Genomic DNA, 25,591 nt, shown 5'->3' with positions numbered 1-25,591 from the left:
CGGACAAGCGACGCAGTCGCGCCGATCCGGGATCCATCGAAGGGTGTCGCGCTCTACGATGGATCCCGGCGCTCCGCTTCGCTGAGGCCGGGATGGCGGCTCACCCGTCTGTCGACGATCAGGATCACGATGACCGCCGTCCCTGCTACTCCGTCCCGCGCCTTCTCCGCCACGCCCGGCCAGATCGCGCTGGCGCTCGCCATCGCGGCCTTCCTGCTCGTCTTCCTGGTGCTGCCGGTCGCGACGGTGATCTATGTCGCGTTCACCGAGAAGGGCACCTCGACCTTCACCCTGGTCAATTTCTACGACTTCGTCCGCACCGAGCTGTTCATGCGCTCTCTGTGGAACTCCTTCTATGTCTCTGCGATGTCTGTGGTCTGGGCCTCGGTCCTGGCGCTGCCGCTGGCCTATCTCACCACGCGTTTCGCCTTCCGCGGCGCCGCGATCGTGCAGACGCTCGGCTTCCTGCCGCTGATCATGCCGCCCTTCGTCGGTGCCGTGGCGATGCAGCTCTTCTTCGGCCGCAACGGCTCGATCAATCTGCTGCTCGACGACTGGTTCGGCTTCAAGATCGACTTCATGGAGGGGCTGAACGGCGTCATCTTCGTCCAGTCGGTCCACTATTTTCCGTTCATCCTGATCAATCTCTCGGCGGCGCTGCGCAATATCGACCGCGCCATGGAGGAAGCCGCGCAGAACCTCGGCTCCTCCGGCTTCCGGCTGTTCCGCCGCATCGTCTTCCCGCTGGCGCTGCCGGGCTATCTCGCCGGGGCCTCGCTGGTTTTCGTCAAGGTCTTCGACGATCTCGCGACGCCGCTCCTGCTCAACGTCAAGGACATGCTGGCGCCGCAGGCCTATCTGCGGGTGACCTCGATCGGCATCGCCGACCCGATGGGCTATGTCATCTCGGTCGTGCTGATCGTCGCCTCGGTGCTGGCGATGTGGCTCTCGGCGCGGGCGCTGAAAGGACGCGACTACGCCACGACACAGCGCGGTGGCGGCGGGCTGGCGCGGCGCGTCATGCGACCGCACGAGGCGGTGCTCGGCTATGGCGTCGTCATCCTGATCCTGGCGCTGGTGCTGGCGCCGCATCTGGCGCTGCTGCTGCTCTCCTTCGCGACGATCTGGTCGTTCTCGCCGCTGCCGGACGCCTACACGATCGCCCATTACGGCCGCGTCTTCGGCGAGAGCTCGCTCTATATCAAGAACACCCTGATCTATGCCGCCATCGCCGGCGGCATCGATGTCGTGCTCGGCGTCGCCATCGCCTATCTCGTGCTGCGCACCAGGCTCGTCGGCCGCGAATGGCTCGACTGGATGGCGACGGCCGCGCTCGCCATCCCCGGCGTCGTGCTCGGCATCGGGTATCTCAGGACCTTCTACGGCATCACCCTGCCGGACGGGACGCCGCTGGCGGCGCTCTGGATCACCATCGTCATGGCGCTGGCGATCCGCCGCCTGCCCTATGCGCTGCGCGCCTGCCATGCCGCGCTCCAGCAGATCTCGGTCTCGCTGGAGGAAGCCGCCGAGAATCTCGGCGCGACCAAGGCCCGCACGGTGCGCCGCATCGTCGTGCCGTTGATGACCGGCGGCATCCTTGCCGGCTTCGTCACCTCCTTCGCCACGGCGGCGGTCGAGCTCTCGGCGACGCTGATGCTGGTGCAGTCCAATTCCGACGCGCCACTGGCCTACGGGCTCTACGTCTTCATGCAGTCGGCCGCCGGGCGGGGGCCTGGCGCGGCGCTCGGCGTCGTCGCGGTCGTGCTCGTCGCCGCCTGCACCTTCCTCTCGCACCTCATCGTCGAACGCAGCCAGAAGGCCAAGGGAATGGGCCACTGACCATGAACGCAAACGTCTCCCTGACCACGCCGGCCGTCTCGGTCGCGATCGAGGGCGTCAACCTGTCCTATGGCGACAACCATGTGCTGAAGGACGTGAACCTCGCGATCGAGCCCGGCGAGTTCTTCGCCTTCCTTGGCCCCTCCGGCTGCGGAAAGACCACGCTTTTGCGGCTGATCGCAGGCTTCAACCATGCCGATACCGGCCGTGTCGCGATCGGCGGGCAGGACATCTCCGGCCTGCCGCCCTGGAAGCGCGATGTCGGCATGGTCTTCCAGTCCTATGCGCTCTGGCCGCATATGACCGTTCGCCGCAACGTCGCTTTCGGCCTCGAGGAGCGCGGCGTGAAGCGCGCCGAGATCGACCGGCGGGTCGAGGCGGCGCTCGGGCTGGTCGGGCTCGCCCATCTCGCCGAGCGCCGGCCTTCGCAGCTCTCCGGCGGCCAGCAGCAGCGCGTCGCTGTCGCCCGCACTGTCGCGGTCGAGCCCAAGGTACTGCTGCTCGACGAGCCGCTCTCCAACCTCGACGCCAAGATGCGGGTGCAGGTCCGGCGCGAATTGCGTGATTTGCAGCAGCGGCTCGGACTGACCACGATCTTCGTCACCCACGACCAGGAGGAGGCGAATTCGATCTGCGACCGCATTGCCGTGATGAATGACGGCATCGTGCAGCAGGTCGGCACGCCGATGGAGCTCTATGAGCGCCCGGCCAACCTCTTCGTCGCCGGTTTCCTCGGCACGGCCAACATCCTGAAGGGGCGCGTCGTCGGCAGCGGTGCGGAGCGCAGCTTCGAGATCGACGGCGGCGTGAAGTTCCCGATCGGCGACGGGGCCGCCGTTCCCGATGGCGCAGCGCTGGTCTTTCGCCCGCAGCATGCGACCCTCATCGAGCGGTCCGGCTCGCAAGACGGCGCGTTGTCCCTGCCCTGCGTCATCGCCAACCGCGAGTTCCTCGGCGCGAGCGTGCGCTACGGTGCCCGGATCGGCTCTGCCGAGGTGGCGGTCGACATGCCGTTCCAGTCCGGGCGCGAGTTGTTCGAAGTCGGCAGCGACGCGAGACTGAAGCTTGCTCCTGGCTCGCTTCACTGGCTCTCCGCCTGAGGAGGCCTTGGCGCGGCGGCGCTGCAACCATGGTCGGTGCAGACGATGTCGATCACCTTGTGCGAGGTGCCCAGGCAATTGGCCCGGTAGGCGGTGAGCGAGTCTTGTCTTAGCACGGTCTCGATCCGCGGCTTGATGCAGCCGCGTTCGAGCAGGACGCGTTGCAGGTCGCCATCGGAGGCGAGCGCGGCGGACAATCCGCCTAGGAGGATCAACGCCGGGACACCGCCCCGGCGCAGAGGGGCGGATCGGCGCGATCCACCCCGAAGGTGCAGGATCACTCTGCCTTCTGGAGCTTGGTGACGGTGATCTGGCCGTTGACCCGGTCGGCGTCGAACTTGATCTTGGTTCCGGCCTTCAATCCCTTCAGCATGGCCGGGTCGCCGGCGCGGAATACCATGGTCATCGCGTCCATATCGAGATTCTTGATCGGCCCGTGATTGATGGTGAGCTTGCCCTGCGGCTCGTCGACCTTGGTGACCGTGCCGCTGACCGACTGGGCCGCGGCCGGCAAAGCCAGGAGAAGAAGAGCGAGGGTGGCTGTCGTCTTGAGCATGGGATGCTCCTTTCGTGAGGCTTACTTGACGATGATCTTGCCGGTCATGCCGGCTTCGCGGTGACCGGGGATCAGGCAGGAGAAGTCGAACTCGCCCGCCTTGGTGAAGGCCCAGACGATCTCGCCGGTCTTCTTCGGCTGAAGCCGCTTGGCGTTCGGATCGTCATGCTCCATGTCGGGGTTCTTCTGCATCTCGACGGCATGCTTGAGGTTCTCCTCCAGCGTCGCCAGGACGAGCTCATGGTCGAGCTCGCCATTGTTGCGCAGCTGGAAGCGGATCTGCTCGCCGCGGCGTACCTCGATCCGGTCGGGGATGAACGACATCTTGCCGTCGCGCTCGGCCATCGCCACCGCGACGATGCGGGCTGGCTTCTTGGGATCGCCTGGCTTGCCATAGGCGGTCTCGTCGCCATGGCCATGCCCGGCGCCGCCCGGACCCGCCAGGACTGTGCCGGCGGAGAACAGAACCGCGATTGCGGCGAGCTTGAATGCTGTCGTCATGAGGCTCTCCTGCTGGAGGTTGGCGTCTTCAGTGGTTGGAATGCGGGTTCTTGGCCGCAGGCCGTGGCTTGCCGTCCGGCCCGAGGCTCGGCTTGCGCGGGTCCTTGACCCGCCATTCGGTCGGCTCGATGCCGCTGTCCGGGGAGGTGCCGCGCGCCGCCTCGGCGAGCTTCTGGCCCTTGTATTCGAAGGCAACGGTGCCTTCCGGGTGCTTGAACCAGCCGGGGTCCTTGTAGTCGTTCCTGGCGAGGCCTTCGCGGACCTTCACGATTGAGAACATGCCGCCCATTTCGACCGGGCCGAATTGGGCGAAGCCCGTCATCATCGGCAGTGTGTTGTCGGGCAGGGGCATCTCCATCGAGCCCATCTCGCCCATGCCGTTCGAGCCCATCGGCATGTAGCCCGGCGCGATCCTGGCGATGCGCTTGGCCAGGTCCTTCTTGCTCACGCCGATATAGTTCTTCACCGAATGCCCCATCGCATTCATGGTGTGGTGCGATTTGTGGCAGTGGATCGCCCAGTCACCGGGCTCGTCGGCGACGAAGTCGAAGGCGCGCATCTGGCCGACGGCGCAGTCGATCGAGACCTCGTCCCAGGCCGCTGCCGGATCGACCCAGCCGCCATCGGTGCACGAGACCTTGAACTCGTAGCCATGCATGTGGATCGGGTGGTTGGTCATGGTCAGGTTGCCGAAGCGGATCCGGACCTTGTCGTTCTTGCCGACGACCAGCGGGTCGATGCCCGGGAACACGCGGCTGTTCCAGCACCACATGTTGAACTCGGTCATTTCGGCGACGCGCGGCACATAGGAGCCGGGCTCGATGTCGAAGGCGTTGAGCAGGAAGACGAAGTCGCGGTCGACGCGGCGGAAGGCCGGGTCCTTGGGATGGACCACGAAGAAGCCCATCATGCCCATCGCCATCTGGACCATCTCGTCCGAATGCGGGTGATACATGTAGGTGCCCGAGCGCCGAAGCTGGAACTCGTAGACGAAGGTCTTGCCGGGCGGGATATGCGGCTGCGTCAAACCGCCGACGCCGTCCATACCGTTGGGCAGGCGCTGGCCGTGCCAGTGGACCGCCGTGCTCTCCGGCAGCTTGTTGGTGACGTAGATGCGGACTTTGTCGCCCTCGACCGCCTCGATGGTCGGTCCCGGCGACTGGCCGTTATAGCCCCAGAGATAGCCCTTCATGCCCGGCGCGAGCTCGCGCACCACCGGTTCGGCGACGAGATGGAACTCCTTCCAGTCGCCGTTCATCCGCCAGGGCAAGGTCCAGCCATTCAGCGTCGCGACCGGCTGGTAGTCGGGGCCCGTCGTCGGCGCCAGCGGCGCCTGCGTGGTCGCTTCCGTCATGGTCGGCGCTTCGGGCACGGCGGCGAAGGCCGTGCGCCCGGAGACGGCGCCGGCCGCCGCGACGACAAGGCCGGAGGTGCCGATGAAGCCTCTGCGCGATAGCGTGGTCATGGTTTTGCTCCTCCCGCCCGCTCAGTGTCCGCCGCCGGCATCGCCGCCTGCGGCTGCGACCGTGGCCGAGCCACCGCCTCCGCTGCCACCGCCGATCAGCGCATGCTTGAAGTCGGTATGGGCGAGCCAGAAATCGCGGCGGGCATTGATCGCAGCGACATTCGAGAGGATGCGGTTGCGCGCGTCGGTGATGAGATCGGTGACGTCGTTGAGCATGCCGCTGTACTGCAGCAGCGACTGCTCCTGGATGATCTTGCGCAGCGGCAGAACGTTGTTCTGGTACTGCCGGGTGATGTCGTAATTGGCGCGATAGGCGGTATAGGCCTCGCGCGCTTCGGAGCGGGCGTTGACCGCCTTCTCCGCCAGCCTGTTGGCGGCCTGCATGTAGGTCTGCTCGGCGAGCGCGACCTTGGACTGGCCGAAATCGTAGATCGGGATGTCGATCTCCAGCTCCAGCGTCTTGCTGCGGCTGGCTTCGCGCTCGACATGGCCGTGGTCGTTGATGCTGCGGCCGCGGTCATAGGTGCGGCGCCCGAGCAGATCGATATCGTTGACGAAGCGCGTCGCATTGGCGAGGCCGAGTGATTTCGCCAGCGTGTCGAGCTCGGCGCGCGCGATCTGGATGTCGATGCGCTTGCGCAGTGCCTCGGCCTCGATCGCCTTGACTGATTGCAGCCGTGGCAGCGGAGGCAAGGAGCCGAGCCGGAATTTCAGCTCGTCGCCCCAGAGCCCGAGCTGGCGCACCAGCCGCTCGCGCTCCTGGCGCTGCAGCTGGCGCGCCTGGGCAAGCTGCACCGTCAACTCGGCCTCGAAGGCGAATTCGCGGGCCTGGTCGATCTTGTTGACGCCGCCGGATTCGCCGAGCCGCTTGAACAGCTCGGAGGCCGCGTCGGCGGAGGCCTTGGCCTCCAGGTAGAAGGTGACCTGCGCATTGGCCGCGACCGCGCGATAGTACTGGCGGCGGGCATCGGCGGCGAGCCGCAGCACCGCCTCGACCGCCCGCAACTGCGCCGTCTTGAAGCGGTTGCCGGCAATCTCGGCCCTGGCCGGCAAGGTGATGAGCGCGAGCAGGCTGCCGACGATCTGGCGCTCGACCTCGACCTCGAAGCGGCCGGAGAGCTTGGAGATGCCGAAGCGCGGATTGGGCGGCAGGCTGGCGGCGACCATCTGCGCCTCGGCGATGCCGAGCTCGTTGAAGGCAGCCTGCAGGCCTCTGTTGTTGAGCAGCGCCACCTGTACGGCGCTGTCCGCCGTCAGCGGCTTGCGCAAGAGCTGATCGACCCGCGCCTTGGCCGTGAGCGCGACCTGGTCGTTGCCGATCTTGACGACCTCCTTGCCGATCTCGGCATAGGCCGCGGCCTGGATCGGCGCCATGCCGCCATCTTGCGAGAAGCCGGCGCAGCCGCCGAGCAGCGCCGCCGTGCCGGCGAGCAGGCTCCAGCGCAGCAGGCGGCGGGCGTTCGGCTTGGTCGAAGCGAGCAAGACAGGCCTTTCAATCGAGGGAGCAAGCGAGGCGATCGGAACGGCAGGTAGCGTCATGATTTCGGCCCGACCTTTTGGTTGAGCTCGCGCCAATCCTTCGGCTCCGCAGGGCGGAAGCTGGCGGCGCCGGCGGTCACGCTGCGGTAGCCGACGGCGGGAACGCGGGCGTTCGGATCGGCTGGCCGCGCCAGATGGCCGGGGACCGTGGCGGAGCAGGCGCCGAGCGCCAGACCAGCCGCCATCAGCAACGGCACCTTCACCAAATTCACGATTCGGCATCCCCTGTTTTCGATGCGGCAGGGGTAGCAGCGGGCTTTCGCTGGCGTCCGTTACAAATTGTTTCAAAGCGGCGCGGGCGGCCGGACTACGAGCGCGCTATTGTGCCGGTGATCAGATGGCAGGAGCCCGTTCGCGGGAGCACGGACATTCCGACCGAAACACAGGCAGAGACGGCTACCGTCGCGACGACCGTCGACGATCACGGCCATATCCTGGTGGTCGACGACGACCCGCAGATCAGGCTGCTCGTCGCGCGCTTCCTGCAGCGGCACGGCTATCAGGTTACCGGCGCACCGGATGGGCGGGCCATGCTGGAGGCGCTGGCGCACAGCGCCATCGACCTGATCGTGCTCGACCTGATGCTGCCCGGGCGCTCCGGCGTCGAGCTCTGCCGCGACGTACGAGCGGCCTCGCAGGTTCCGATCGTGATGCTGACGGCCCGCACCGAGGAGTGCGACCGCATCACCGGCCTGGAGGGCGGGGCGGACGACTACGTCACCAAGCCGTTCAGCCCGCGCGAGCTCCTGGCCCGGATCCGGGCGCTGCTGCGCCGGGTCAGGGCGAGGCAGGGTGCCACCGCCGCGCAGGCGAGCCCTGTCGTCAGCTTCGACGGCTGGCGCATGGATTTGCGGCGGCGCGAGCTGCAATCGCCATCGGGGACGCTGATCGACCTCTCGACCGGCGAGTTCGACCTGCTCGTCGCCTTCGTCGAGCATGCCAACCGCGTCCTGTCGCGCGAGGCGCTGATGCAGTTCGCCAAGGCGCGGATGAGCGACGACCCGTTCGACCGCACCATCGACGTCCAGATCAGCCGCCTGCGCCGCAAGCTCGAAGCCGACAGCCGAGGCGGCCAGCTGATCAAGACCGTCCGCGGCGCCGGCTACTTGTTCGCCTCGCAGGTCGATCACCAGCAAGGGCACCCCGCTTGACGAACTTCGCCAAACGGCTCTGGCCCGATACGGTCGCCAGCCGCGCCATCCTGATCCTGGTCGCGGCGCTGCTTGCCTTCCATCTGCTCGGCTACTGGGCCTATCGCGTCGGCGTCGAGAACCTCGCCACGGCAGGACAGGACCGCGGCCTTGCCGAGCGCATCGTCTCGATCAAGCGGGCGATCGCCAGCCTGCCGCAGGCGCCGGAGCGCGACCGCGTCGCACATGACCTGTCGAGCGCCAGCCTGGAGGTGCATTGGAGCAAGGTCAGCCTCGTCCTCGGCACCGCACCGATGACCGAGCGGACCCAGGCGATGGAGGCCCGCCTCAAGGAACTCGCGCCCGAGCTGGCGGCGGAATCCTTCCGGGTCGGCTTCGCGGATGATGGCGCGCTCGGCGCCGGCGAGGCCAATGCCTACAAGCACATGATGCTGGTCTCGGTGCGGCTCGACGACGGCTCCTGGGTCAATTTTTCCTCCTCAGCGCTCGGTGCCTCGCAGCATCTCGACTGGGGCCTGACTGCGATCATGATCTGCTTCGCTGTCGCCATCGTCGTCGTGGCCCTGCTGCTGCTACGCTGGGCGACGCGGCCCTTGCGCGATCTCGCCGAGGCCGCCGAGCGCTTCAGCCTCGACCAGGCGCCGCAGCCATTGCCTGAAACCGGGCCGGTCGAGGTGCGCCGCGCCGCACGCGCCTTCAACACGATGCGCGAGCGCATCCGCAGCCTCGTCACCGAGCGAATGCAGGCGATGGCCGCGGTCTCGCACGACCTGCGTACGCCGATCACGCGCCTCAGGCTCCGCTCCGAATTCCTGGAGGACGATGCGACCCGCAGCCTGATCGACGCCGATCTCGGCGAGATGGAGGCGATGATCGACTCGACCCTCGACTATCTGCGTGGCGGCACCTCCAGCGAGCCGCTGCGCCCGGTCGACCTCGCCTCGGTGATCGAGACGATCGTCGACGAGCATGTCGATCAGGGGCACCGCGTCTCGCTGGTCGGGCTGAGCTCCGCTCCGGTGCAGGGCAGGGTGCTCGCGCTGAAGCGCGCGGCGTCCAACATCATTGGCAACGCGGTGAAATACGGTGAGGTGGCGAAGGTCAGCATCATCGATGCCGGCGACAGCTTTGCCGTCACCGTCGAGGACGAAGGGCCAGGCATTGCCGAGAGTGATCGGGAGCGTGTGTTCCACCCCTTCGTGCGGCTGGAGGAATCGCGCGGCCGCCAGACCGGCGGCTCGGGGCTGGGCCTCACCATCGCGCTCGCCATCGCCCGCTCGCATGACGGCTCCATCGCTCTGGAGAACCGGCGAGAGGGCGGCCTGCGGGTGACGCTGCTGCTGCCCAAGCTCGATCGAACCGCCCAGCCCGCGGCCGATATGCGGGGATGACCGCCAGCCTCTTCGCCTGACGCAGGGCAGCTTACTTGCCTCGCTTCGGGGCAGCCCTAGACTGGCCTCATGGCACACTCTCTCAAGCCCGGCGCGATGCCGGCAGCCGTCTCTGCCGGCCCGAACCAGCCGAACCTCGATTCCGATGCTGTCTGGGAAGCCCGGCGCGATCTCGCTGCCTGCTTCCGCATGGCGGCGCGCTATGGTTTCGAGGAAGGCATTTGCAACCATTTCTCGGCGCTGGTGCCGGGCTACGACGACCTCTTCATCGTCAACCCCTATGGCTGGGCCTTCCGCGAGCTCACCGCCTCGAAGCTGCTGATCTGCGACTTCCACGGCAATGTCGTCGCCGGCGAGGGCCAGCCCGAGGCGACCGCCTTCTACATCCACGCCCGCGTCCACAAGAACCTGCCGCGCGCCCGCGTCGCCTTCCACACCCATATGCCCTATGCGACGGCGCTCTCGATGACCGAGGGCGACCCGCTGATCTTCGCCGGCCAGACGGCGCTGAAGTTCTACGGACGCACCGCGTTCGACCGCGACTATAACGGCCTTGCCCTCGACGAGCGCGAGGGCGACCGCATCGCCGGCGCGGTCGGCGACGCCGACATCGTCTTCATGAAGCATCACGGCGTCATGGTGCTCGGCCCCAACATCGCCGAGGCCTGGGACGATCTCTATTACCTCGAACGCGCCTGCGAGGTGCAGACGCTGGCGCTCTCGACAGGGCGCCAGGTGCTGCCGGTGAAGCCGGAGATCGCCGAGGCGGCCTATCGGCAGATGCGCGAGGGCGATCCGGAATCGGCGCGCCTGCACCTGGCCTCGATCCGCCGCCAGCTCGATACCGAAGAGCCGGTGTACCGGGATTGAGGGCTACGCGCCTAGCTCCCGCAGCAGCCCGTCCAGTCGCGCGATGCCGGCCGCGATCTGCGCCTCGTCGAGTGCTGCATAGCCGATGACGAGGCCGGCACGGCGCTCGGGATCATCAGGCCCATCATAGAGCCCGCTGACGCCATAGAGGCCGAGCGAGGCGCTCGCGGCTCGCTCCGTCAGCTCCGCCTCGCGCGCTTGCGGCAGCCCGTTGATCCAGGCGAGGACATGCAAACCGGCATCGGTTCCGACGATGCTGACACGCTCGCCCAGCCGCTCGCGCAGGGCCTTCAGCAGGGCAGCGCGCCGCTCGCCATTGCGGCGCCGGATGCGGCGGACATGCCGCTCATAGGCGCCGCTCGCGATCAGTTCGGCCAGAGCTGCCTGCTCCAGCTCCGGCGTGTGCCGGTCGAGCATGCGCTTGGCCCGGGCGAAGATCTCGCGCAGCGCCGTTGGCAGCACGAGATAGCCGAGCCGCAAGGTCGGCGAGAGCGTCTTCGACACCGTGCCGAGATAGATCACGCTGCCGGCCCGGTCGAGCGAGCGCAAAGGCGGCACAGGGCCGACGCCGTGGCGATATTCGGCGTCGTAATCGTCTTCGATGACGAAGGCGCCATGGCGCGCAGCCCAGGCGAGCAGTTCCTGCCGACGCGGCGCCGACAGGATGCTGCCGAGCGGCAATTGATGCGAGGGCGTGACGAAGGCGAGCCGCGCCGGCGGCAGCGCTGCGGTTTGCATGCCCTCGCGGTCGACCGGCTGCGGCGAAAGCTCGGCGCCCGCCGCCAGGAAGGCCTGGCGCGCCAGGTTGTAGCCGGGATCCTCGATGACGACGCGGTCGCCGGGATCGAGCAATAGCCGCGTGCAGAGATCGAAACCCTGCTGCGAGCCGTTGACGACGAGGATGTCGTCGATCTCGCAACGCAGGCCGCGGCCGCGCCAGAGATAGCCCTGCAAGGCGGCTCGCAATTCCGGCAGGCCGCGCGGATCGCCATAGCGCAGGCGGGCCGGCCGCATGGTCACGGCATTCGTGAGAGCCCGTCGCCAGGCAAGCGTTGGAAAATCGCCGCCGGCGAGCTCGCCATAGCGGAAATCGAGCGCGAAAGGCTGCGGGGTCCACGGAATGGGCGCAGCGGAGGCCAGCCGCAGGCCATAGGCGGACAGCTTGGCTGTGGGAGGTGAAGGAATGTCTCCCGCAGCGGTCTCCGCTTGCGCCAATCCGGCAGCGACCCGGGCCCGTGTGCCCGGCCGGGTTTCGAGATAGCCCTCGGCTGCCAGTTGCTCGAAGGCCGCGGTGACGGTGGTGCGCGACAGGCCCCATTCGGCCGCGAGCGCCCGCGTGGATGGCAGGCGCGAGCCAGGGGCGTGGACACCGGCCGCGATCTCACGTTTGATCGCCGCGATGACCCCGCGCTGGGCGCCGATCTCGCCTTCGACTGGTCCAGTCGGAATGCTTGAAACTGGTCGTTTCATGCAGGCCAGATTAGCGGCATGAGGGCGGCGACCGCAAGGAGCCTCCTACGATGTACACGCCGCCGGCCTTCCGCGTTGACGACCGCGCCGAGATCCACGCGATGATGCGTGCATGCCGGCTCGCTACCCTCGTCACGGCGACGGCCGAGGGGCTGCTCGCGACGCCGCTGCCGCTGATCCTGGCGGAGGAAGAGGGAGAGTTCGGTGTGCTCCATGGCCATCTCGCCCGCGCCAATCCGCAATGGCAGAAGGCGGCGATCGGCGAGGCCATGGTCCTGTTCAACGGGCCCGACGCCTATGTCACGCCGTCCTGGTACGAGACCAAGCGTGAGACCGGCAAGGTCGTCCCGACCTGGAACTATCAGGCAGTGCATGCCTATGGGCCAGCCGAGTTCTTCGACGATCCCGAGCGCCTGCTCGACGCTGTGACGCGCCTGACCAATCTGCATGAGGGCACGCGGGCGCAGCCCTGGGCGGTCGATGACGCGCCGCCAGAGTTCGTGCGGGCGCAGCTGCGCGGCATCGTCGGCCTGCGGATCCCGATCACCCGGCTCGAAGGCAAGCGCAAGATGAGCCAGAACCGCCCGCTCGCCGACCGTCGCGGCGTCGCAGAAGGGCTTGGAGCGAGCGAACGGGCGGGTGACCGGATGGTCGCCGCGATGGTGCCGGTGGAAGGCTGACACCAATCAAACGGGCCGTCATTCCGGACAAGCTGCGGAGCAGCGCAGCTCCGGAATCCATCGTAAAGCGCAGCGCCCTTCGATGGATTCCGGCGTTCCGCTTCGCTCCAGCCGGAATGACGAGGAAGATGGAATAGGAGCTCAGTCCTGCGTCTCGCCTTCATAGGGCGTGGCGCGCATCGACGGACGCTGGTTGAAGCGATCATACCAGCCGGCGAGCCTTGGGGCCCTTCCGCGGAAGTCGGGCAGGCGGCGGAAGCTGAGCCACGCCAAAGCCGTTGCGAGCCCGATTTGGCCGACCGTCACCGGCCCCTCCAGGTCGGCCTGCGTCTCCAGATAGTCATAGGCCTCGAGCAGCTTCGTCGTCTGCCCCTCGGCGAGCGGCGGATAGCGCAGCGCTTCTGGGCGGCGCTCGGTCTCCCAGCGCACGGCGATGCCGGCATCGCACAGACCCTGCGCCAGCGCCTGCAGGCGCAGGGCTTGATAGCGCGCCGGTCCGTCGCGCGGGATCAGCGAGCCCTCACCGGCGAGCCGGTCGAGATAGTCGCAGATCACCACGGAATCGAAGAGCGCCCCGGCATCGGGCGTCAGCAGCACCGGCACCTTACCGAGCGGGTTCTGGGCGAAGACGGCGTCGTTGCGGTTGGTCGGGCTGGTCTCATGATGGATGACGTCGAGACGCTTCTCCAGCCCGAGCTCATGCGCGCAGACCAGCACCTTGCGGGCATAGGGCGAATGGCTCTGGTAGAGCAGGGTGAGCTCGTCCGACATCACGCCGTCCCGGTGACCTCGGTCGGCGTCAGCCCGACCAGCTCGGCATAGCGCTCGGGATCGGTCGCGCCCTCGGTGATCACCGCGAAGACGCGCGAGGAGGCGTCGAGTTTCAGCGCCGCCCGCGCCTGCGGATCGCGCAGCGCCGCGAGCAGCCCGGCGAAGCCGGCTGCGCCGCTCTCGCCGGCGACGATGGCCGGATCGCTGCCGGAGGGGCGCGCCAGCCGATTCATCGCTTCGACCGCGACCTCGTCCTCGACCGTCATGAAGGCATCGGCCGTGCGCGACAGTACGCGCCAGGCGAGGGGCGAAGGATCGTAGCATTCCAGCATAGCCATCACCGTCGGCGCGCCATGGGCGATCTTGGTCGGCCGCCCCGCACGGGCGCTCTCGAACAGGCAGGCGGCGCGGGCAGGGTCGACCACGGTGAAGACGGGTCGCTTCTCGCCGAACTCGAGCGAGAGCTGCGCCGCGATCGCAGCGGCGATACCGCCGACGCCGGCCTGGACGAAGACATGGGTCGGCGGCTCCGGTAGCTGGCGCAGGGCCTCGCGGATGATCGCGGTATAGCCCTGCATGACGAGGCCGGGGATGCGCTCATAGCCGTCCCAGGAGGTGTCGGAGACGGTCGTCCAGCCCTTCTCATTGGCGACGCGGGCGGCCTCGACGATGGAATCGTCATAGGTACCGGGGACGCGCACGATTTCGGCGCCGAAGCGGGCGATCGCCGCGGCGCGCGGCTCGCTGACGCCGCCATGCATGAAAATTACTGAGCGCGCGCCGACGAGCTGCGCGCCCTGCGCGACCGAGCGGCCGTGATTGCCGTCGGTGGCACAGGCGAAGGTCATGCCGGCCGCGATCGCGCGAACCTCGGGCGAGGTCAGGTCGGCTTCGTCGAGCGTCCGTCCGAGCCGCTCGCTTGCCGCCTCGAGCACGAGGCGCGTCACGGCATAGGCGCCGCCGAGCGCCTTGAAGCTGCCGAGACCGAGCCGCTGGCCCTCGTCCTTGAGATGCAGCGCTGCGATGCCGAGCTCCGCCGCGAGGTTGGACAAGGCGCACAGCGGTGTCGGTACATACTCGGTCCGGCCGGCGAGGTGCCGCTCGATCGCGTCCGCGCCATCAGGGCCGAGAGTCTGCGCATCGGTCGAGTGGAGCGGCTGGCGGAAGTCCGGAAGCTGGTTGAGCAGGAGCATGGCTTGCCTCTTTGCGATGTCCGGTGAAGAGATATTGCAAGCGGTGTGAAAAAGGCGCTGCAATCCTCAGCCAAGCTTGCAAGTTTGTTTCGCAATCATTGTTCCTGGAGCTGCACTTGAGCGAAACCTCCGCTTCCGCGCTTGACGCGTTCGACCGGGCGATCCTCGCCGTCCTGCAGCAGGACAACACCACGCCGCAGCGCGTGATCGGCGAGAAGGTCAATCTCTCGGCGCCGGCGGTGCAGCGCCGCATCCGCCGAATGGAGAAGGACGGCGTCATCACCGCCAATGTCGCGGTGGTCGAGCCGGCGGCGCTCGGCCACCCGATCACCATCTTCGTCGAGATCGAGCTGGTCAGCGAGATGGCGAAGGACATCGACGCCGCCAAGCGTGCCTTCCTCGCCGCGCCGGAGGTGCAGCAATGCTACTACGTCACCGGCGAGGTCGATTTCATGCTGGTCGTGCTGGTGCCGAGCATGACGGCCTATGAGGCGCTGACCCGCCGGCTCTTCTTCACCGACGCCAACATCCGCAAGTTCCGCACCTTCGTCGCGATGGACCGCGTCAAGACGGGGCTGACGGTACCGGTCTGATTTGCCAGTTCAGAGCCGCTCTCTTCACGTCATGGTCGGGCTTGTCCCGACCATCCACGTCTTCCCTAGGGCAGTGTGTCCAACTCGTCATGCTCGCCACAAGGGCGAGCATGACGAGTTGGATTGGCCGGTGAGCTGACCCTAAGACGTCAGCGCGCCTGCGGTCATGCCCTGGACCATGAATTTCTGCAGGAAGATGAAGGCCATCACCAGGGGCAGGCTCGCCAGCACCGAGAAGGCCATCATCGTGTTCCAGTCGGTGACGAACTCGGCCATCAGGCTGTAGATCGCCATGGTCAGCACCCGGTTCTCCCAGGATTCGATCAGCACCACCGCGAACAGGAACTCGTTCCAGGCGAGCAGGAAGGTGTAGAGCCCGGCGCCGATGAAGGCGGGATAGGACATCGGCACCAGCGTCCTGAAGATCGCGCCGAGCCGCGAGCAGCCATCGACCATCGCCGCCTCCTCGATGTCGCGCGGAATGTTGATGAAGTAGCTGCGTAGCATCAGGATGCAGAAGGGCAGGGTGAAGGTCAGGTAGACCACGATCAGCGATGTCCGGGTGTCGTAGAGCCCGAGCGTGATGAAGATCCGGAAATAGGGAATGCAGAGCAGCACGAGCGGGAACATCTGCGTGGTGATCAGGAACATCAGCACTGCCCGCTGCCCGGCGAACTTGAAGCGCGCCAACGCATAGGCCGCCATCGCCCCGAGGATGAGCGACAGCACCGTCACCACCAGCGAAACCACCATCGTGTTGGCGAAGACGACGAGATAGCGCTTGCTCTCGAAGATCTTGCGATAGCCCTCCAGCGTGAACACCTGCGGCAGCCATTCCGGCGGCATCCGCATCACCTCGATGTTCGGACGCACCGAGACCGTCAGCATCCAGGCGAGCGGGAAGAACACGATCGCGATCGCGATCAGCAGCAGGAGATAGGAGGCGGCGTTGACCAGGCGCTCGCGCCCGCGAATGCCGATCTTGCCGAGATAGGGACGTGTATGCGCTGCAGCGCCGTACTGGGCGACGGTCATTGCTGGTTGCTCATGGTTCGGCGGACATAGATGGCGCTCACGATGAAGAGCACGATGAACATGACCACGGCCTCGGCCGAGGCGTAGCCGAATTTCAGCTTCTGGAAACCGTCGAAATAGATCGCCGTCGCCAGCACTTCCGAAGAGTGCGCCGGCCCGCCGCCGGTCATCACATAGACCGGGTCGAAGGCGCGGAAGGTCCAGATCGAGTCGAGCAGCACGATCGTGGTGATGACACCGCGCAGCTGCGGCAGGGTGATGTGCCAGAACTGCCGGAACAGCGAGGCACCGTCGATCTCGGCCGCTTCGTAGAGCTGCTTCGGGATCGCCTGCAGCCCGGCGAGCAGCATCACCATGAAGAAGGGAAAGGCGCGCCAGACATTCATCGCCGTCACCGAGCCCAGCGCGGTCGAGGGATCGCCGAGCCAGGAGATGGTGAAGTTGGCGTCGATGATCCCGAGCGAGGCGAGCAGCCCGTTCAGCACGCCGAAGGGCTGCAGCATCAGCACCCAGATCATGCCCGCGACGGTCGGCGCCAACAGCCAGGGCACGATCAGGAGGCCGCGCGCGGCGGCACGGAAGGTCGGGTCGAGATTCATGTTGAGCAGCAGCGCCAGGCCGAGCCCGATCACCAGATGCAGCAGGACGCTGAAGACGGTGAAGACGACGGTCTGCCAGAAGGCGCGCCAGAACAGCGGATCGTTGGCGAGCGCGATATAGTTGCCGAAGCCCACCCAGACCTCGCGCTGGAGGTTGCTGTCGTGGAAGCTCAGGCGGACCACGTCGATCAGCGGGTAGATCAGAAGCGCGACGAGGATCAGCAGGGATGGCCACAGGAAAGACGCGGCCAGGAATTCCTCGCGGTATTTGCGTTTGAGCGTCAGCAGCATGACTCGCCGATCGTTGCGGAACCGGCCGCCTGCCTTTGCGGGCGGCCGGCACTGAGCGAGGGGAGAGGGACCGGCCGGAGAAAATCCGGCCGGAAAGCTATGATGTCAGCCGGTCACTTGGCCGCGGAGAGGACCTTGTTCCACTCGGCTGCCGCGTCATCCAGTGCCTGCTTGGCGGTCTTCTTGCCCTGCACTGCATTCTGGACCTCGGTGCTCATCACCTTGTTCATCTGCACGGCGTTGGGCATCGACAGGAACGGCGACTGCGCGTTCGGCTGGGCCATCTGCGTCACGAAGGCCTGGAAGAGCTTGCGCTCCTTGAACCAGTCCTGGTTCGCGACGTCGGTACGTGCCGGGAAACCGCCGGAACCCTTCGCCCACATCTCGATGCCCTTCGGGCCCGAGAGCCACTTCATGAAGGTCCAGGCCGCGTCCTTGTCCTGCGCCTGGCTGCTGATGGTGTTGAGCGAGCCGCGCACCATGGTGCCGGTGCTCTTGCCCTTGGGCAGCGGGGCGATGTCGTAGTTGAGGTTCGGGTTGAGCTGCTTCTGGATGGCGACACCCCACGGCCCCTCGAACATCATCGCGACATTGCCGGAGGCGAAGTTGGCGCGCTTTTCCTTCTCGCCATTGCTCAGCACGCCCGGCACCGAGACTTTGTCCTTGTTCACCCGGTCGATGTACCACTCGATCGCGGCGACACCCTCGGGGCTGTTGAACACGGCCTTGTTGGTCGCAGGGTCCATGAGCGTCGCACCGCCCTGCAGCAGCAGCGGGTAGATGTCATAGGTCATGTTGGTCGGCGGCTCGGCCTGGAGCGTGCCGGTGATCGCGAACTGGCGCTTGTCCGGATTGGTCAGCTTGCGCGAGTACTCGGCGAACTCGTCCCAGGTCTTCGGCGGGCCGGAGAGGCCGGCTTCCTTGAACCGGTCGGTGTTCCAGAACAGCGCGACCGCGCCGCTCTCGATCGGCAGATAGTACTGCTTGCCCTTCCACTTGGCGTGGAAGGTCTCCGGGATGTTCGAGAAGAACTCCTTCGGCTCCTTGGCGATGCGCGCATCGATCGGCTCGATCATGCCGAGATCGGCGAACTCGGCGACCCAGTCGACCTGAACCAGCAGCACGTCCGGCAGCTTCTTGGCCTGGTGCAGCACGATGGCACGGTCATGGAAGCCGGTGAACGGCGAGTCGACCGGCGTCAGCTTGATGTCGGGATGGTCCTTCTCGAAGGCGGCCTTGAGCTCGCCCATGAACTTCTCGCCGACCTCGGTGCCCTTCCACTGACCCCAGCGAACCTCTTTTTGCTGGGCGAGAGCGAGCGTCGGCAGGCTGATCGCCGAGGCGAGTGCCATCGCCGCGAGCGTCAGCAAGGAAGACCTGCGATGCTGATCCATATGCGTTTCCTCCCGGTTGATTATCGTTTTTGGGCTTGAGCGGCGCGTCCGTCGTTGCGGGCGCGCCGTAGTCACGAGGGTTGCGCGCTAGGCCGCGCGAGCTTTCCGCAGGGCCTCCGGCACTGGCGGGGCGATCTTGACCAGTGTGGTGTTGTCGTCGACGAGCTTGCTGGTCCCGCCCACATTCATCCAGGTGAACATGTTGCGGAACATCTCCTGCAGCGAGGCCATGATCGCGGTCTCGGCCGCCTTCGGCATCTCCCAGAACGGCTTCTTCATCACCTTCCAGGACTTCTTGCGGGTGTTGTAGAAGAACTGCGCGTCGGTCTCGCCCGCCCCCTTCTCCGAGAGGTGATTGGCGAAGGTGTATTCCTTGATCTGGTCCTTGATCGTTTGCGGCAGCGCAGGGTGATCGAAGATCAGGTTGTTGAAGCCGAGTGCGAGATGGACCTCGACCGCCTCCGCCTTCGGGAGCTTGGCGAGCTGCGTGCCGGGCAGGGTCGAAGCGCCGTGCTGCACCGCGCCAGCCATGTTGTACTCGCTGCGGCAGATCGTCGAGATCGTCTTCAGCAGGTCGTAGTCGACATTGACCTCGGCAAGCGTGCCGTCAGGCAGCACCTTGCCGCCGTGATAGGTGCCGGAATTGATCGAGATCTTGCTGACGATCGGCAGCTTGGCGCTGCGCTTGGCCATCTCCTCGAGATAGACCTTCATGAAGGCGCGCAGCTCTTCCGGGGTGGTGTTCTCGTGGCCGACCTCGCCGATCTCGGCGCCGAGCGAGATCGAGACGCCCTTGGGCTCGATGCCCCGGACGAACTCGGTGAAATGCGCGGTCAGCTCGGCATTGACGCGCTGCTGGTCCTCGACCGTCGCCAGCGACAGGTCGACCACCGTCGAGGCGTCGATGTCGATGCTGTACATGCCGGCCGCGACTTGCTCGCGCATGATGTTTTCGAGCTTGCGGACCTCGGCCTTCGGGTCGGCGAGATAGGCCTTGGCATTGATCTGGTCATGGTCGGCCTGCAGGAAGACCGGGCCGGTGTGACCCTCGCGCAGCGCTGCGGCGAGCACCGCTGCGGCGTATTCGAGCGGCGGCTGCTGGGCGTAGAGCGCTTCGCCCACCGCCTGCTCGAAGATGAAGAGCTTGGAATCGAGCTCCTGGCCGGCGCGGAAGACCGCGCGGCAGGTATGATAGCTCCAGCCGCGCAGGTTCATCGCCGGCACGGTCTTGCCGGACCATTTGCCCGCGGCGCAGGCGAGATAGAGCTCCTGGATCGAGGCAGGAACGATGCCGGCGGCATGGGCGGCTTCGCGGATCGCCCAGATCGCCACCGCGCGCGTCTCCGGCTCGGCCAGCGCCGCCGTTTCGGCCCAGCGGTCGATCATCGCATCCGGCGGGCGCTTGCTCTTGCTGAAGTCGGGCGAGGAACCGGCGAGGTCGACGCCGATCGTCTTGAGGTCGTCGGTCAGCTCAGCGAGCGAGGCGCATGCCATGGGTCATACCTTCGAAAACGGCTTCGAAACGGAGAGCTCCGGCGGGTGTCCGGGCTTCCGGTAGGGCGAGCCGGAAGCCCGCCTCATCACGTTCGCAATCAATGCATGGCGTTTTCGTTATCGCAAGTCATATTATCGTTTTCGCGCATTGCAACATAAACCATGTTGCAATGCGCAATCGCTCCGAACCTCAGTTCGGATGCGTTTCGCCGGTTGCCAGCAGGGCCTGGACGGCAGCGCGATCGGGCATGCCGTCCCAGCCATTGGCGCGCTCGGCCTTGAGGGCCGCGACGGCCGCCGCCAGGCGAGCGGCCTCGACCGGGCTCTGCCCTTCGCAAAGCCCGAGTGCATAGGCGCCGTGGAAGACGTCGCCGCAGCCGGTGGTGTCCTTCGCCGCGACCTTGAAGGCGGGGACGCTGACGAGTTCGCCATCGATCAGCCAGAGGCTGCCGGCACTGCCGCGCGTCACAGCGAAGACCTTGTCGGAACCGTCGGCGCAGCGCCGCAGCAGCGCCTCGGCCGGGCCATCCCCGGCGTAGTCGCGCAGGCCCTCGGCCGAGAAGACGATGTGGTCGGCCTTGGCGATCAGGTGGCGGTTGTCCTCGGGCGTGCCGCCATCGACGTCGAGCACGCTTGGGATACCGGCAGCATGGGCGCGATCCAGCACGACCGCCGCTGCGGCCGGCCAGCGCGTATCGGCCAGCACGGCGCCCGCTCCGTCCAGCCCGCCCGGCGGCAACACGCTCGCATCCTGCGACAGGCTGCGCCGGTTCGAGACGATGCTGCGCTCGCCGCGCCTGTCGACCAGGACGATCGCCCGCAGCGTGCGTCCCTCCGGCAGGATCGCGACGCCGCTGCAGTCGACGCCATGGCCGCGCAGCAGGCGCAGGCCGGTTTCGCCGGCGGTATCGGCGCCGACCCGGCCCCAATAGGCGGCCTCACCGCCGAGATGGCAGATCGCGACCGCCGCCGTTGCGGCCGGCCCGCCGAAGCGCTCCGTATAATCGAGCACGCCGGTCTTGATGCCGGCAGAGGGCAGGGCCTCGACCTCGAAGACCTCGTCCTGGACGAGATTGCCAACGCAGACGATCAGGCGGCCGCTCATGCCCGCCATCCCTTGCTGGGAAAAGCGATCAATTGCATGAGGCTCGCATGGCGGCGTATCCGCCGGCTTCCTGGCCGTGTGGTCAGCATGTTTCGTCCCGCCGGATCTCATTCTCTGTCGTGCCGGCAGGACCCGGTTGCGCGGCGAGACGGATGATGCCCGACGCTTTCACTTTCGCAACACTATTTTCGCAAACGCGCATTGCGCGAAGAGCGTCACTGGTCGTAGAGACGGTTTCATCGATAGGTTGATGCAACCCATCCGGGTTCGGCTCTGAAGCAGGCCTGCAATGGAACCGCTGAGCAAACGTCACGCCGACATTCTCGATATCCTCGGCAAGCGCGGCTATGTCGCGATCGAGGAGATCGTCTCCGCCTTCAACGTCACGCCGCAGACTGTGCGGCGTGATCTGCAGGATCTCGCCGACCGTGGCCTGCTGCGCCGCCATCATGGCGGGGCGAGCGCCAATCTCTCGACGGCGAATACGGATTACGGCCTGCGTGTCGTCGAGACGGCGGGCGAGAAGGTTGCGATGGCACAGGCCGCCGCCGAGCTGGTGACGCCGGGCACCTCACTGTTCATCACGCCCGGCACGACGATGGACGCGCTCGCCAAGGCGATCGCCGAACGCCGCCCGCGCGGCCTGCGCGTCGTCACCAACAGCACGGCTGCTGCCGCGATCCTCGACAAGTGCCCGGAGATCTCGATCCTGATCACCGGCGGGCACTGGCTCGGGCCGAACCGCGCCTGTGGCGGCATGCACGCCGCCGCCTTCATCGAGAATTATCGCTGCGACCTGCACATGACGAGCATCGGCGGCATCGACGCGGCCGGGAACCTGCTCGAATATCGCGATGACGAGGCCGTGGTCGGGCGCACCATGCTACGCAACGCCCGCCGCTCGGTCCTGCTCGCCGACCACACCAAGTTCAGCCGGGTGGCGATGTCGCGCCTGGCGCATCTCAGCGAGATCTCGACGCTGGTGACCGACCGCCAGCCGTCGGCCGCGACCGAGCGGATGATTCGCGACGCGCGCTGCGAACTGATCGTAGCCGGCTGATCTGCGCAGTCAGAAGCGGTCGCTGGCTTCGAGATAGAGGCTGGCTATTGCCTCGATGCCGGCCTGGTCGTCGGCGTCGAAACGGCCGGGCTCCGGGCTGTCGAGATCGATCACGCCGATGACCTCGCCGTCACGGATTAGCGGCACGACCAGCTCCGAGCGCGAGGCGGCGTCGCAGGCGATATGGCCGGGGAAGGCGTGCACGTCCTCGACCAGGATGGATTCGCGCCTTGCGACGGCAGTACCGCAGACCCCACGCCCGACCGCGATGCGCACGCAGGCCGGCTTGCCCTGGAACGGCCCGAGCACCAGCTCGCCGCCACGCATCAGATAGAACCCGGCCCAGTTCAGCCGCGGCATCGCATCATAGAGCAGGGCCGAGAGGTTGGCGGCATTGGCGATCGCGTCGCGCTCGCCATGCAGCAGGCCTTCGAGCTGCTGGACGAGCTCCCTGTAGAAGCTCGGCTTGTCGCTGGCCGAAATCATCGTCGCCTGGAACATGGCTCGCCTCCATAAAGTCGAGGCTGGATATGCGCCGTCGGAGCGGATTTTGCGAGGGCTATTGCTGGCCCGACGGCGGGGGGCAGCTGCGCGTCCAGAGCAGGAAGGCGGAGAGCCGCCGCAACTGCCGCCTGGCGAAATAAAGCACGTAGACCATCATGCGTCTCCAGATTGGGAGCCCACGACAGTCTCGTGGCGCTTTTAGCATTGGTGACGCGGTGCAAGCTGCTCCGGCAAATCCCGCGACCGGCCCGCATCGCTGCGATCCGATGTTCAGATCATTCGCAATCACCGTTCCGGGGTCAATGAAACGGCTGTTCAAAGATTTGATGACAATTGGCGAAATCGTCCCCGGCGGCGTCTCGCCGGGGAAGGTTCAGGCGAAATGGCGATTGGCCGGCCGTGGCAGGCCGAGATGGTCGCGCAGGGTCGGTCCCTGATACTCCCGGCGGAACAGCCCGCGCCGCTGCAGCTCCGGCACGACCTTGTCGACGAAGTCGTCGAGCCCCTCCGGCAGATAGGGGAACATCACATTGAAGCCGTCGCTGCCGCGCTCGGTGAGCCATTGCTCCATCTCGTCGGCGATCGTCTTCGGCGTGCCGACGAAAGCGAGCCCGCCATAGCCGCCGAGGCGCTGCGCGAGCTGGCGGACGGTCAGGTTCTCGCGTCGGGCGAGCGCGATCGTCCGTTCGCGCCCGCTCTTGCTGTGGTTGGTCTCGGGAATCTCGGGCAGGGGGCCGTCCGGGTCGAAGCCGGTCGCGTCATGGCCGAGCGCGATCGAGAGCGAGGCGATGGCGCTGTCGTAATGCACGAAGGAATCGAGCAGCGCCCGCTTCTCGCGGGCCTCCTCGACGCTGTCGCCGACGACGGTCAGCACGCCCGGCAGGATCTTGAGATGGTCGGGGTTGCGGCCGATTGTCTCCATGCGGCCCTTCACATCGGCGTAGAAGGCCTGGCCGGCAGCGAGCGTGCCATGCGCGGCGAACACGACCTCGGCCGTCTCGGCGGCGAGCTGGCGGCCGGGCTCGGAGGCACCAGCCTGGACGATCACCGGCCAGCCCTGCGGCGGCCTTGCGATATTGAGCGGCCCGCGGACCGAGAGATGCTCGCCCTTATGGTCGATGCGCCGCATCTTCTCCGGGTCGAAATAGAGCCCGCTCTCGCGATCACGGATGAAGGCGTCATCGGCGAAGGAATCCCATAGCCCGGTGACGACATCGTAGAATTCGCGCGCCCGGTCATAGCGTTCGCCATGCTCGACCTGAGCGTCGAGGCCGAAATTCAGCGCCGCGTCGGGGTTCGAGGTGGTGACGATGTTCCAGCCGGCGCGGCCGCCGCTGATATGGTCGAGCGAGGCGAAGCGCCGGGCGATGTGATAGGGCGCGTCGAAGGTGGTCGAGGCGGTGGCGACGAGGCCGATGCGCTCGGTTGCGCCGGCGAGCGCAGAAAGCAGGGTGAACGGCTCGAACGAGGTCACGGTATGGCTGCGCTTCAGCGCCTCGACCGGCATGTTCAGCACGGCGAGATGGTCGGCCATGAAGAAGGCGTCGAACTTGCCGGCCTCCAACTTCCTGGCAAAGCGCTTGAGGTGGCCGAAGTTGAAGTTGGCATCGGCATAGGCGCCGGGATAGCGCCAGGCGCCGGTATGGATGCTGACGGGGCGCATGAAGGCCCCCAAGTGAAGCTGGCGCGCGGTCGTCATGGCTGGCCTCGGCAGGCGGTTGCTCAGAGCCTGCTGAGCTATGCCTGCGTCGGGCGGTGCGCCATGGCGCCGCGCAAAAAGCCAAGAATCGTCTCTTGATAGCGGCCGATGGAGAGGGTTCGTCTCAGCTTGCCCATGAACCGGAGAAATTCGGTTCTGGACTGACACGCCCTTGCCGTCATGGTCGGGCTTGTCCCGACCATCCACGTCTTTCCCGATGCAACGCGGTGTTCAAGACGTGGAGGCTCGCCACAAGGGAGGACATGACGGTTTGGGAGCCGCAGCGTCAGACCGCCGCCTTCTTGATCGCGTCCAGCACGTCGCTGCCGTATTTGCCGACAAACTCCTTCTCGACCTCGGCGGTGACGACCTTGGCCAGGGAGTCGCGATCGGGGTTCTCAACCGCCTGCATGCCGGCCTTCTTGAGCTCGGCGAGGCTCGAACCTTCAGTGTCCTCGTTCATCTTGCGCTGGATTCCGGCGCATTCGAGCGCGATCGAGGCCAGCATCTGCTGGATATCGGCCGGCATCGCGTCGAACTTGCTCTTGTTCATCACCAGCGGGCCGGTGGTGAAGGCATGGCGCGTCAGCGAGAGATGCTTCTGAACCTCGTTGAACTTGGCGTTGAGGATCAGCGTCACCGGGTTTTCCTGGCCGTCGACTGTGCCGGTCTCCAGCGCGGTGAAGAGCTCGGTGAAGGCCATCGGCGTCGGGATCGCGCCGAGCAGCTGGAAGGCCTTGATATGGGCCGGATTCGGCGTGGTGCGGATCTTCAGGCCCTTCAGGTCGGCGGCGGTCGCGACCGGGCGGCGGTTGTTGGTGAGGTTGCGCCAGCCGATCTCCCAGGTGGCGAGCGCCTTGAGATTCGAGCCTTCGAGCTCCTTGCGCAGGCCGTCGCCGATCGGGCCGTCCATCACCGCGGCGGCATGCTTGCGGCTCTGGATCAGGAAGGGCAGGTCGAGCACGTTGAGCTTGGGCGCGAGGCCGGTGAAGAACGGGTTGCCGGTCAGGCAGATGTCGAGCGAGCCGCCGCGCACCGCGCTGATCGTCTGCGCGTCCGAGCCGAGCACGCCGTTCGGGAAGACTTGGACCTCGTAGCCGCCCTGGCTCTTGGCCTTGACCTGCTCGGCGAACAGCAGCGCCGCCTTGTGCCAGCTGTCGGCCTCCGGATGCGGGTGGGCGAAGCGCAGCTTCACCGCCTGCGCCAGGGCCGGGCGGCCGATGGCGAAGAGGGCGATGCCGGCGCCTGCGCCAGTGAGAGCGGTCCTGCGAGTGATGGTCATGATGGCGTC

General features: G+C 66.7%; 25 protein-coding genes. 8 read left to right on the top strand and 17 right to left on the bottom strand.

Annotation, left to right across the window (positions count from 1 at the left end; genetic code table 11):
* The first annotated feature begins 129 nt into the window (after positions 1-129).
* Both VGV58_RS10900 and VGV58_RS10895 read left to right on the top strand, forming a co-directional pair.
* On the top strand, positions 130-1,839 hold the full coding sequence (locus tag VGV58_RS10900; protein WP_326874029.1) for an ABC transporter permease: 1,710 nt from the start codon (positions 130-132) through the stop codon (positions 1,837-1,839).
* A gap of 2 nt (positions 1,840-1,841) precedes the next feature.
* Positions 1,842-2,939, top strand: a complete 1,098-nt coding sequence (locus VGV58_RS10895; protein WP_326874028.1) for an ABC transporter ATP-binding protein — start codon at positions 1,842-1,844, stop codon at positions 2,937-2,939.
* Here the strand turns inward: VGV58_RS10895 and VGV58_RS10890 are convergent.
* The 6 genes from VGV58_RS10890 to VGV58_RS10865 form a co-directional block, all read right to left on the bottom strand.
* A complete protein-coding gene (locus tag VGV58_RS10890) occupies positions 2,921-3,154 on the bottom strand; it encodes a hypothetical protein (RefSeq protein WP_326874027.1) in 234 nt (77 codons plus the stop codon). The two genes, VGV58_RS10895 and VGV58_RS10890, sit on opposite strands and share 19 nt — an antisense overlap.
* Positions 3,155-3,216: 62 nt before the next feature.
* Positions 3,217-3,495, bottom strand: coding sequence for a copper-binding protein (locus VGV58_RS10885; RefSeq protein ID WP_326874026.1), 279 nt, complete (start codon positions 3,493-3,495; stop codon positions 3,217-3,219).
* Between the two features lie 21 nt (positions 3,496-3,516).
* On the bottom strand, positions 3,517-3,996 hold the full coding sequence (locus VGV58_RS10880; RefSeq protein WP_326874025.1) for a cupredoxin domain-containing protein: 480 nt from the start codon (positions 3,994-3,996) through the stop codon (positions 3,517-3,519).
* A 28-nt stretch (positions 3,997-4,024) separates the two neighbouring features.
* Entirely contained in the window at positions 4,025-5,461 is a 1,437-nt protein-coding gene (locus VGV58_RS10875; protein WP_326874024.1) for a multicopper oxidase family protein, read from the bottom strand.
* A gap of 21 nt (positions 5,462-5,482) precedes the next feature.
* Complete coding sequence (locus VGV58_RS10870) at positions 5,483-6,943, bottom strand: TolC family protein (protein ID WP_326874023.1); 1,461 nt, start codon at positions 6,941-6,943, stop codon at positions 5,483-5,485.
* Positions 6,944-6,996: 53 nt separating this feature from the next.
* On the bottom strand, positions 6,997-7,212 hold the full coding sequence (locus VGV58_RS10865; protein WP_326874022.1) for a hypothetical protein: 216 nt from the start codon (positions 7,210-7,212) through the stop codon (positions 6,997-6,999).
* A 111-nt stretch (positions 7,213-7,323) separates the two neighbouring features.
* Here VGV58_RS10865 and VGV58_RS10860 point away from each other — a divergent pair, with 111 nt between their 5' ends.
* The 3 genes from VGV58_RS10860 (at position 7,324) to VGV58_RS10850 (ending at position 10,412) form a co-directional block, all read left to right on the top strand.
* Positions 7,324-8,151, top strand: a complete 828-nt coding sequence (locus tag VGV58_RS10860; RefSeq protein WP_326874021.1) for a response regulator transcription factor — start codon at positions 7,324-7,326, stop codon at positions 8,149-8,151.
* Entirely contained in the window at positions 8,148-9,542 is a 1,395-nt protein-coding gene (locus tag VGV58_RS10855; protein ID WP_326874020.1) for an ATP-binding protein, read from the top strand. The genes VGV58_RS10860 and VGV58_RS10855 overlap by 4 nt, the downstream gene beginning before the upstream one ends.
* A 69-nt stretch (positions 9,543-9,611) precedes the next feature.
* Complete coding sequence (locus tag VGV58_RS10850; RefSeq protein ID WP_326874019.1) at positions 9,612-10,412, top strand: aldolase; 801 nt, start codon at positions 9,612-9,614, stop codon at positions 10,410-10,412.
* A gap of 3 nt (positions 10,413-10,415) precedes the next feature.
* Here the strand turns inward: VGV58_RS10850 and pdxR are convergent, their stop codons facing one another.
* A complete protein-coding gene (pdxR, locus tag VGV58_RS10845) occupies positions 10,416-11,882 on the bottom strand; it encodes a MocR-like pyridoxine biosynthesis transcription factor PdxR (RefSeq protein ID WP_326874018.1) in 1,467 nt (488 codons plus the stop codon).
* A gap of 50 nt (positions 11,883-11,932) precedes the next feature.
* Here pdxR and VGV58_RS10840 point away from each other — a divergent pair, with 50 nt between their 5' ends.
* Positions 11,933-12,562, top strand: coding sequence for an FMN-binding negative transcriptional regulator (locus VGV58_RS10840; RefSeq protein ID WP_326874017.1), 630 nt, complete (start codon positions 11,933-11,935; stop codon positions 12,560-12,562).
* Positions 12,563-12,703: 141 nt separating this feature from the next.
* Here the strand turns inward: VGV58_RS10840 and VGV58_RS10835 are convergent, their stop codons facing one another.
* Together VGV58_RS10835 and VGV58_RS10830 are read right to left on the bottom strand one after the other, a co-directional pair.
* Positions 12,704-13,333 carry a glutathione S-transferase family protein gene (locus VGV58_RS10835; protein ID WP_326874016.1) on the bottom strand — a complete coding sequence of 210 codons (630 nt, stop codon included), beginning with the start codon at positions 13,331-13,333 and terminating at the stop codon, positions 12,704-12,706.
* A complete protein-coding gene (locus VGV58_RS10830) occupies positions 13,333-14,526 on the bottom strand; it encodes a diaminopropionate ammonia-lyase (RefSeq protein WP_326874015.1) in 1,194 nt (397 codons plus the stop codon). The genes VGV58_RS10835 and VGV58_RS10830 overlap by 1 nt, the downstream gene beginning before the upstream one ends.
* A 116-nt stretch (positions 14,527-14,642) precedes the next feature.
* Here VGV58_RS10830 and VGV58_RS10825 point away from each other — a divergent pair, with 116 nt between their 5' ends.
* A complete protein-coding gene (locus VGV58_RS10825) occupies positions 14,643-15,119 on the top strand; it encodes an Lrp/AsnC family transcriptional regulator (RefSeq protein ID WP_326874014.1) in 477 nt (158 codons plus the stop codon).
* A 141-nt stretch (positions 15,120-15,260) separates the two neighbouring features.
* On the opposite strand, the gene VGV58_RS10820 is transcribed toward VGV58_RS10825, so the two are convergent.
* The 5 genes from VGV58_RS10820 to VGV58_RS10800 all read right to left on the bottom strand — a co-directional run bounded on the left by VGV58_RS10820 (position 15,261) and on the right by VGV58_RS10800 (position 21,037).
* On the bottom strand, positions 15,261-16,154 hold the full coding sequence (locus VGV58_RS10820; protein ID WP_326874013.1) for a carbohydrate ABC transporter permease: 894 nt from the start codon (positions 16,152-16,154) through the stop codon (positions 15,261-15,263).
* Positions 16,151-17,044: a carbohydrate ABC transporter permease gene (locus VGV58_RS10815; protein WP_326874012.1), complete on the bottom strand. Its 894-nt coding sequence runs from the start codon at positions 17,042-17,044 to the stop codon at positions 16,151-16,153. Before VGV58_RS10815 ends, VGV58_RS10820 begins: the two co-directional genes overlap by 4 nt.
* Positions 17,045-17,157: 113 nt before the next feature.
* Positions 17,158-18,438, bottom strand: a complete 1,281-nt coding sequence (locus tag VGV58_RS10810) for an ABC transporter substrate-binding protein (protein ID WP_326874011.1) — start codon at positions 18,436-18,438, stop codon at positions 17,158-17,160.
* A gap of 87 nt (positions 18,439-18,525) precedes the next feature.
* Positions 18,526-19,932, bottom strand: coding sequence for a class II fructose-bisphosphate aldolase (locus tag VGV58_RS10805; protein WP_326874010.1), 1,407 nt, complete (start codon positions 19,930-19,932; stop codon positions 18,526-18,528).
* A gap of 190 nt (positions 19,933-20,122) precedes the next feature.
* Complete coding sequence (locus VGV58_RS10800; protein ID WP_326874009.1) at positions 20,123-21,037, bottom strand: PfkB family carbohydrate kinase; 915 nt, start codon at positions 21,035-21,037, stop codon at positions 20,123-20,125.
* Between the two features lie 289 nt (positions 21,038-21,326).
* On the opposite strand from VGV58_RS10800, the gene VGV58_RS10795 reads away from it, so the two are divergent.
* Positions 21,327-22,097 (top strand): DeoR/GlpR family DNA-binding transcription regulator, encoded by a 771-nt coding sequence (locus VGV58_RS10795; protein WP_326874008.1) that lies wholly within the window; start codon positions 21,327-21,329, stop codon positions 22,095-22,097.
* A 9-nt stretch (positions 22,098-22,106) separates the two neighbouring features.
* Here VGV58_RS10795 and VGV58_RS10790 read toward each other — a convergent pair whose 3' ends face one another.
* From VGV58_RS10790 to VGV58_RS10780, 3 genes are all read right to left on the bottom strand, one after another.
* Positions 22,107-22,598 carry a GAF domain-containing protein gene (locus VGV58_RS10790; protein ID WP_326874007.1) on the bottom strand — a complete coding sequence of 164 codons (492 nt, stop codon included), beginning with the start codon at positions 22,596-22,598 and terminating at the stop codon, positions 22,107-22,109.
* Between the two features lie 376 nt (positions 22,599-22,974).
* Positions 22,975-24,300, bottom strand: a complete 1,326-nt coding sequence (locus tag VGV58_RS10785) for an LLM class flavin-dependent oxidoreductase (RefSeq protein ID WP_326874006.1) — start codon at positions 24,298-24,300, stop codon at positions 22,975-22,977.
* Between the two features lie 286 nt (positions 24,301-24,586).
* Positions 24,587-25,582 carry a TRAP transporter substrate-binding protein gene (locus VGV58_RS10780; RefSeq protein ID WP_326874005.1) on the bottom strand — a complete coding sequence of 332 codons (996 nt, stop codon included), beginning with the start codon at positions 25,580-25,582 and terminating at the stop codon, positions 24,587-24,589.
* Positions 25,583-25,591 lie beyond the last annotated feature (9 nt).

It is taken from the genome of Allobosea sp. (genome assembly GCF_035944895.1).
Classification (GTDB): Bacteria; Pseudomonadota; Alphaproteobacteria; order Rhizobiales; family Beijerinckiaceae; genus Allobosea.
This window is presented reverse-complemented; position numbering and strand designations above follow the sequence as displayed.

What these genes read in the sequence shown, in the direction of transcription:
- VGV58_RS10815 (WP_326874012.1), bottom strand. Translation starts at nt 17,044, where the DNA reads ATGCTGCTGACGCTCAAACGCAAATACCGCGAGGAATTCCTGGCCGCG.
- VGV58_RS10830 (WP_326874015.1), bottom strand. Translation starts at nt 14,526, where the DNA reads ATGCTCCTGCTCAACCAGCTTCCGGACTTCCGCCAGCCGCTCCACTCG.
- VGV58_RS10790 (WP_326874007.1), bottom strand. Translation starts at nt 22,598, where the DNA reads ATGTTCCAGGCGACGATGATTTCGGCCAGCGACAAGCCGAGCTTCTAC.
- VGV58_RS10885 (WP_326874026.1), bottom strand. Translation starts at nt 3,495, where the DNA reads ATGCTCAAGACGACAGCCACCCTCGCTCTTCTTCTCCTGGCTTTGCCG.
- VGV58_RS10840 (WP_326874017.1), top strand. Translation starts at nt 11,933, where the DNA reads ATGTACACGCCGCCGGCCTTCCGCGTTGACGACCGCGCCGAGATCCAC.
- VGV58_RS10850 (WP_326874019.1), top strand. Translation starts at nt 9,612, where the DNA reads ATGGCACACTCTCTCAAGCCCGGCGCGATGCCGGCAGCCGTCTCTGCC.
- VGV58_RS10795 (WP_326874008.1), top strand. Translation starts at nt 21,327, where the DNA reads ATGGAACCGCTGAGCAAACGTCACGCCGACATTCTCGATATCCTCGGC.
- VGV58_RS10875 (WP_326874024.1), bottom strand. Translation starts at nt 5,461, where the DNA reads ATGACCACGCTATCGCGCAGAGGCTTCATCGGCACCTCCGGCCTTGTC.
- pdxR (WP_326874018.1), bottom strand. Translation starts at nt 11,882, where the DNA reads ATGAAACGACCAGTTTCAAGCATTCCGACTGGACCAGTCGAAGGCGAG.
- VGV58_RS10900 (WP_326874029.1), top strand. Translation starts at nt 130, where the DNA reads ATGACCGCCGTCCCTGCTACTCCGTCCCGCGCCTTCTCCGCCACGCCC.
- VGV58_RS10805 (WP_326874010.1), bottom strand. Translation starts at nt 19,932, where the DNA reads ATGGCATGCGCCTCGCTCGCTGAGCTGACCGACGACCTCAAGACGATC.
- VGV58_RS10780 (WP_326874005.1), bottom strand. Translation starts at nt 25,582, where the DNA reads ATGACCATCACTCGCAGGACCGCTCTCACTGGCGCAGGCGCCGGCATC.
- VGV58_RS10785 (WP_326874006.1), bottom strand. Translation starts at nt 24,300, where the DNA reads ATGACGACCGCGCGCCAGCTTCACTTGGGGGCCTTCATGCGCCCCGTC.
- VGV58_RS10895 (WP_326874028.1), top strand. Translation starts at nt 1,842, where the DNA reads ATGAACGCAAACGTCTCCCTGACCACGCCGGCCGTCTCGGTCGCGATC.
- VGV58_RS10880 (WP_326874025.1), bottom strand. Translation starts at nt 3,996, where the DNA reads ATGACGACAGCATTCAAGCTCGCCGCAATCGCGGTTCTGTTCTCCGCC.
- VGV58_RS10810 (WP_326874011.1), bottom strand. Translation starts at nt 18,438, where the DNA reads ATGGATCAGCATCGCAGGTCTTCCTTGCTGACGCTCGCGGCGATGGCA.
- VGV58_RS10820 (WP_326874013.1), bottom strand. Translation starts at nt 16,154, where the DNA reads ATGACCGTCGCCCAGTACGGCGCTGCAGCGCATACACGTCCCTATCTC.
- VGV58_RS10835 (WP_326874016.1), bottom strand. Translation starts at nt 13,333, where the DNA reads ATGTCGGACGAGCTCACCCTGCTCTACCAGAGCCATTCGCCCTATGCC.
- VGV58_RS10800 (WP_326874009.1), bottom strand. Translation starts at nt 21,037, where the DNA reads ATGAGCGGCCGCCTGATCGTCTGCGTTGGCAATCTCGTCCAGGACGAG.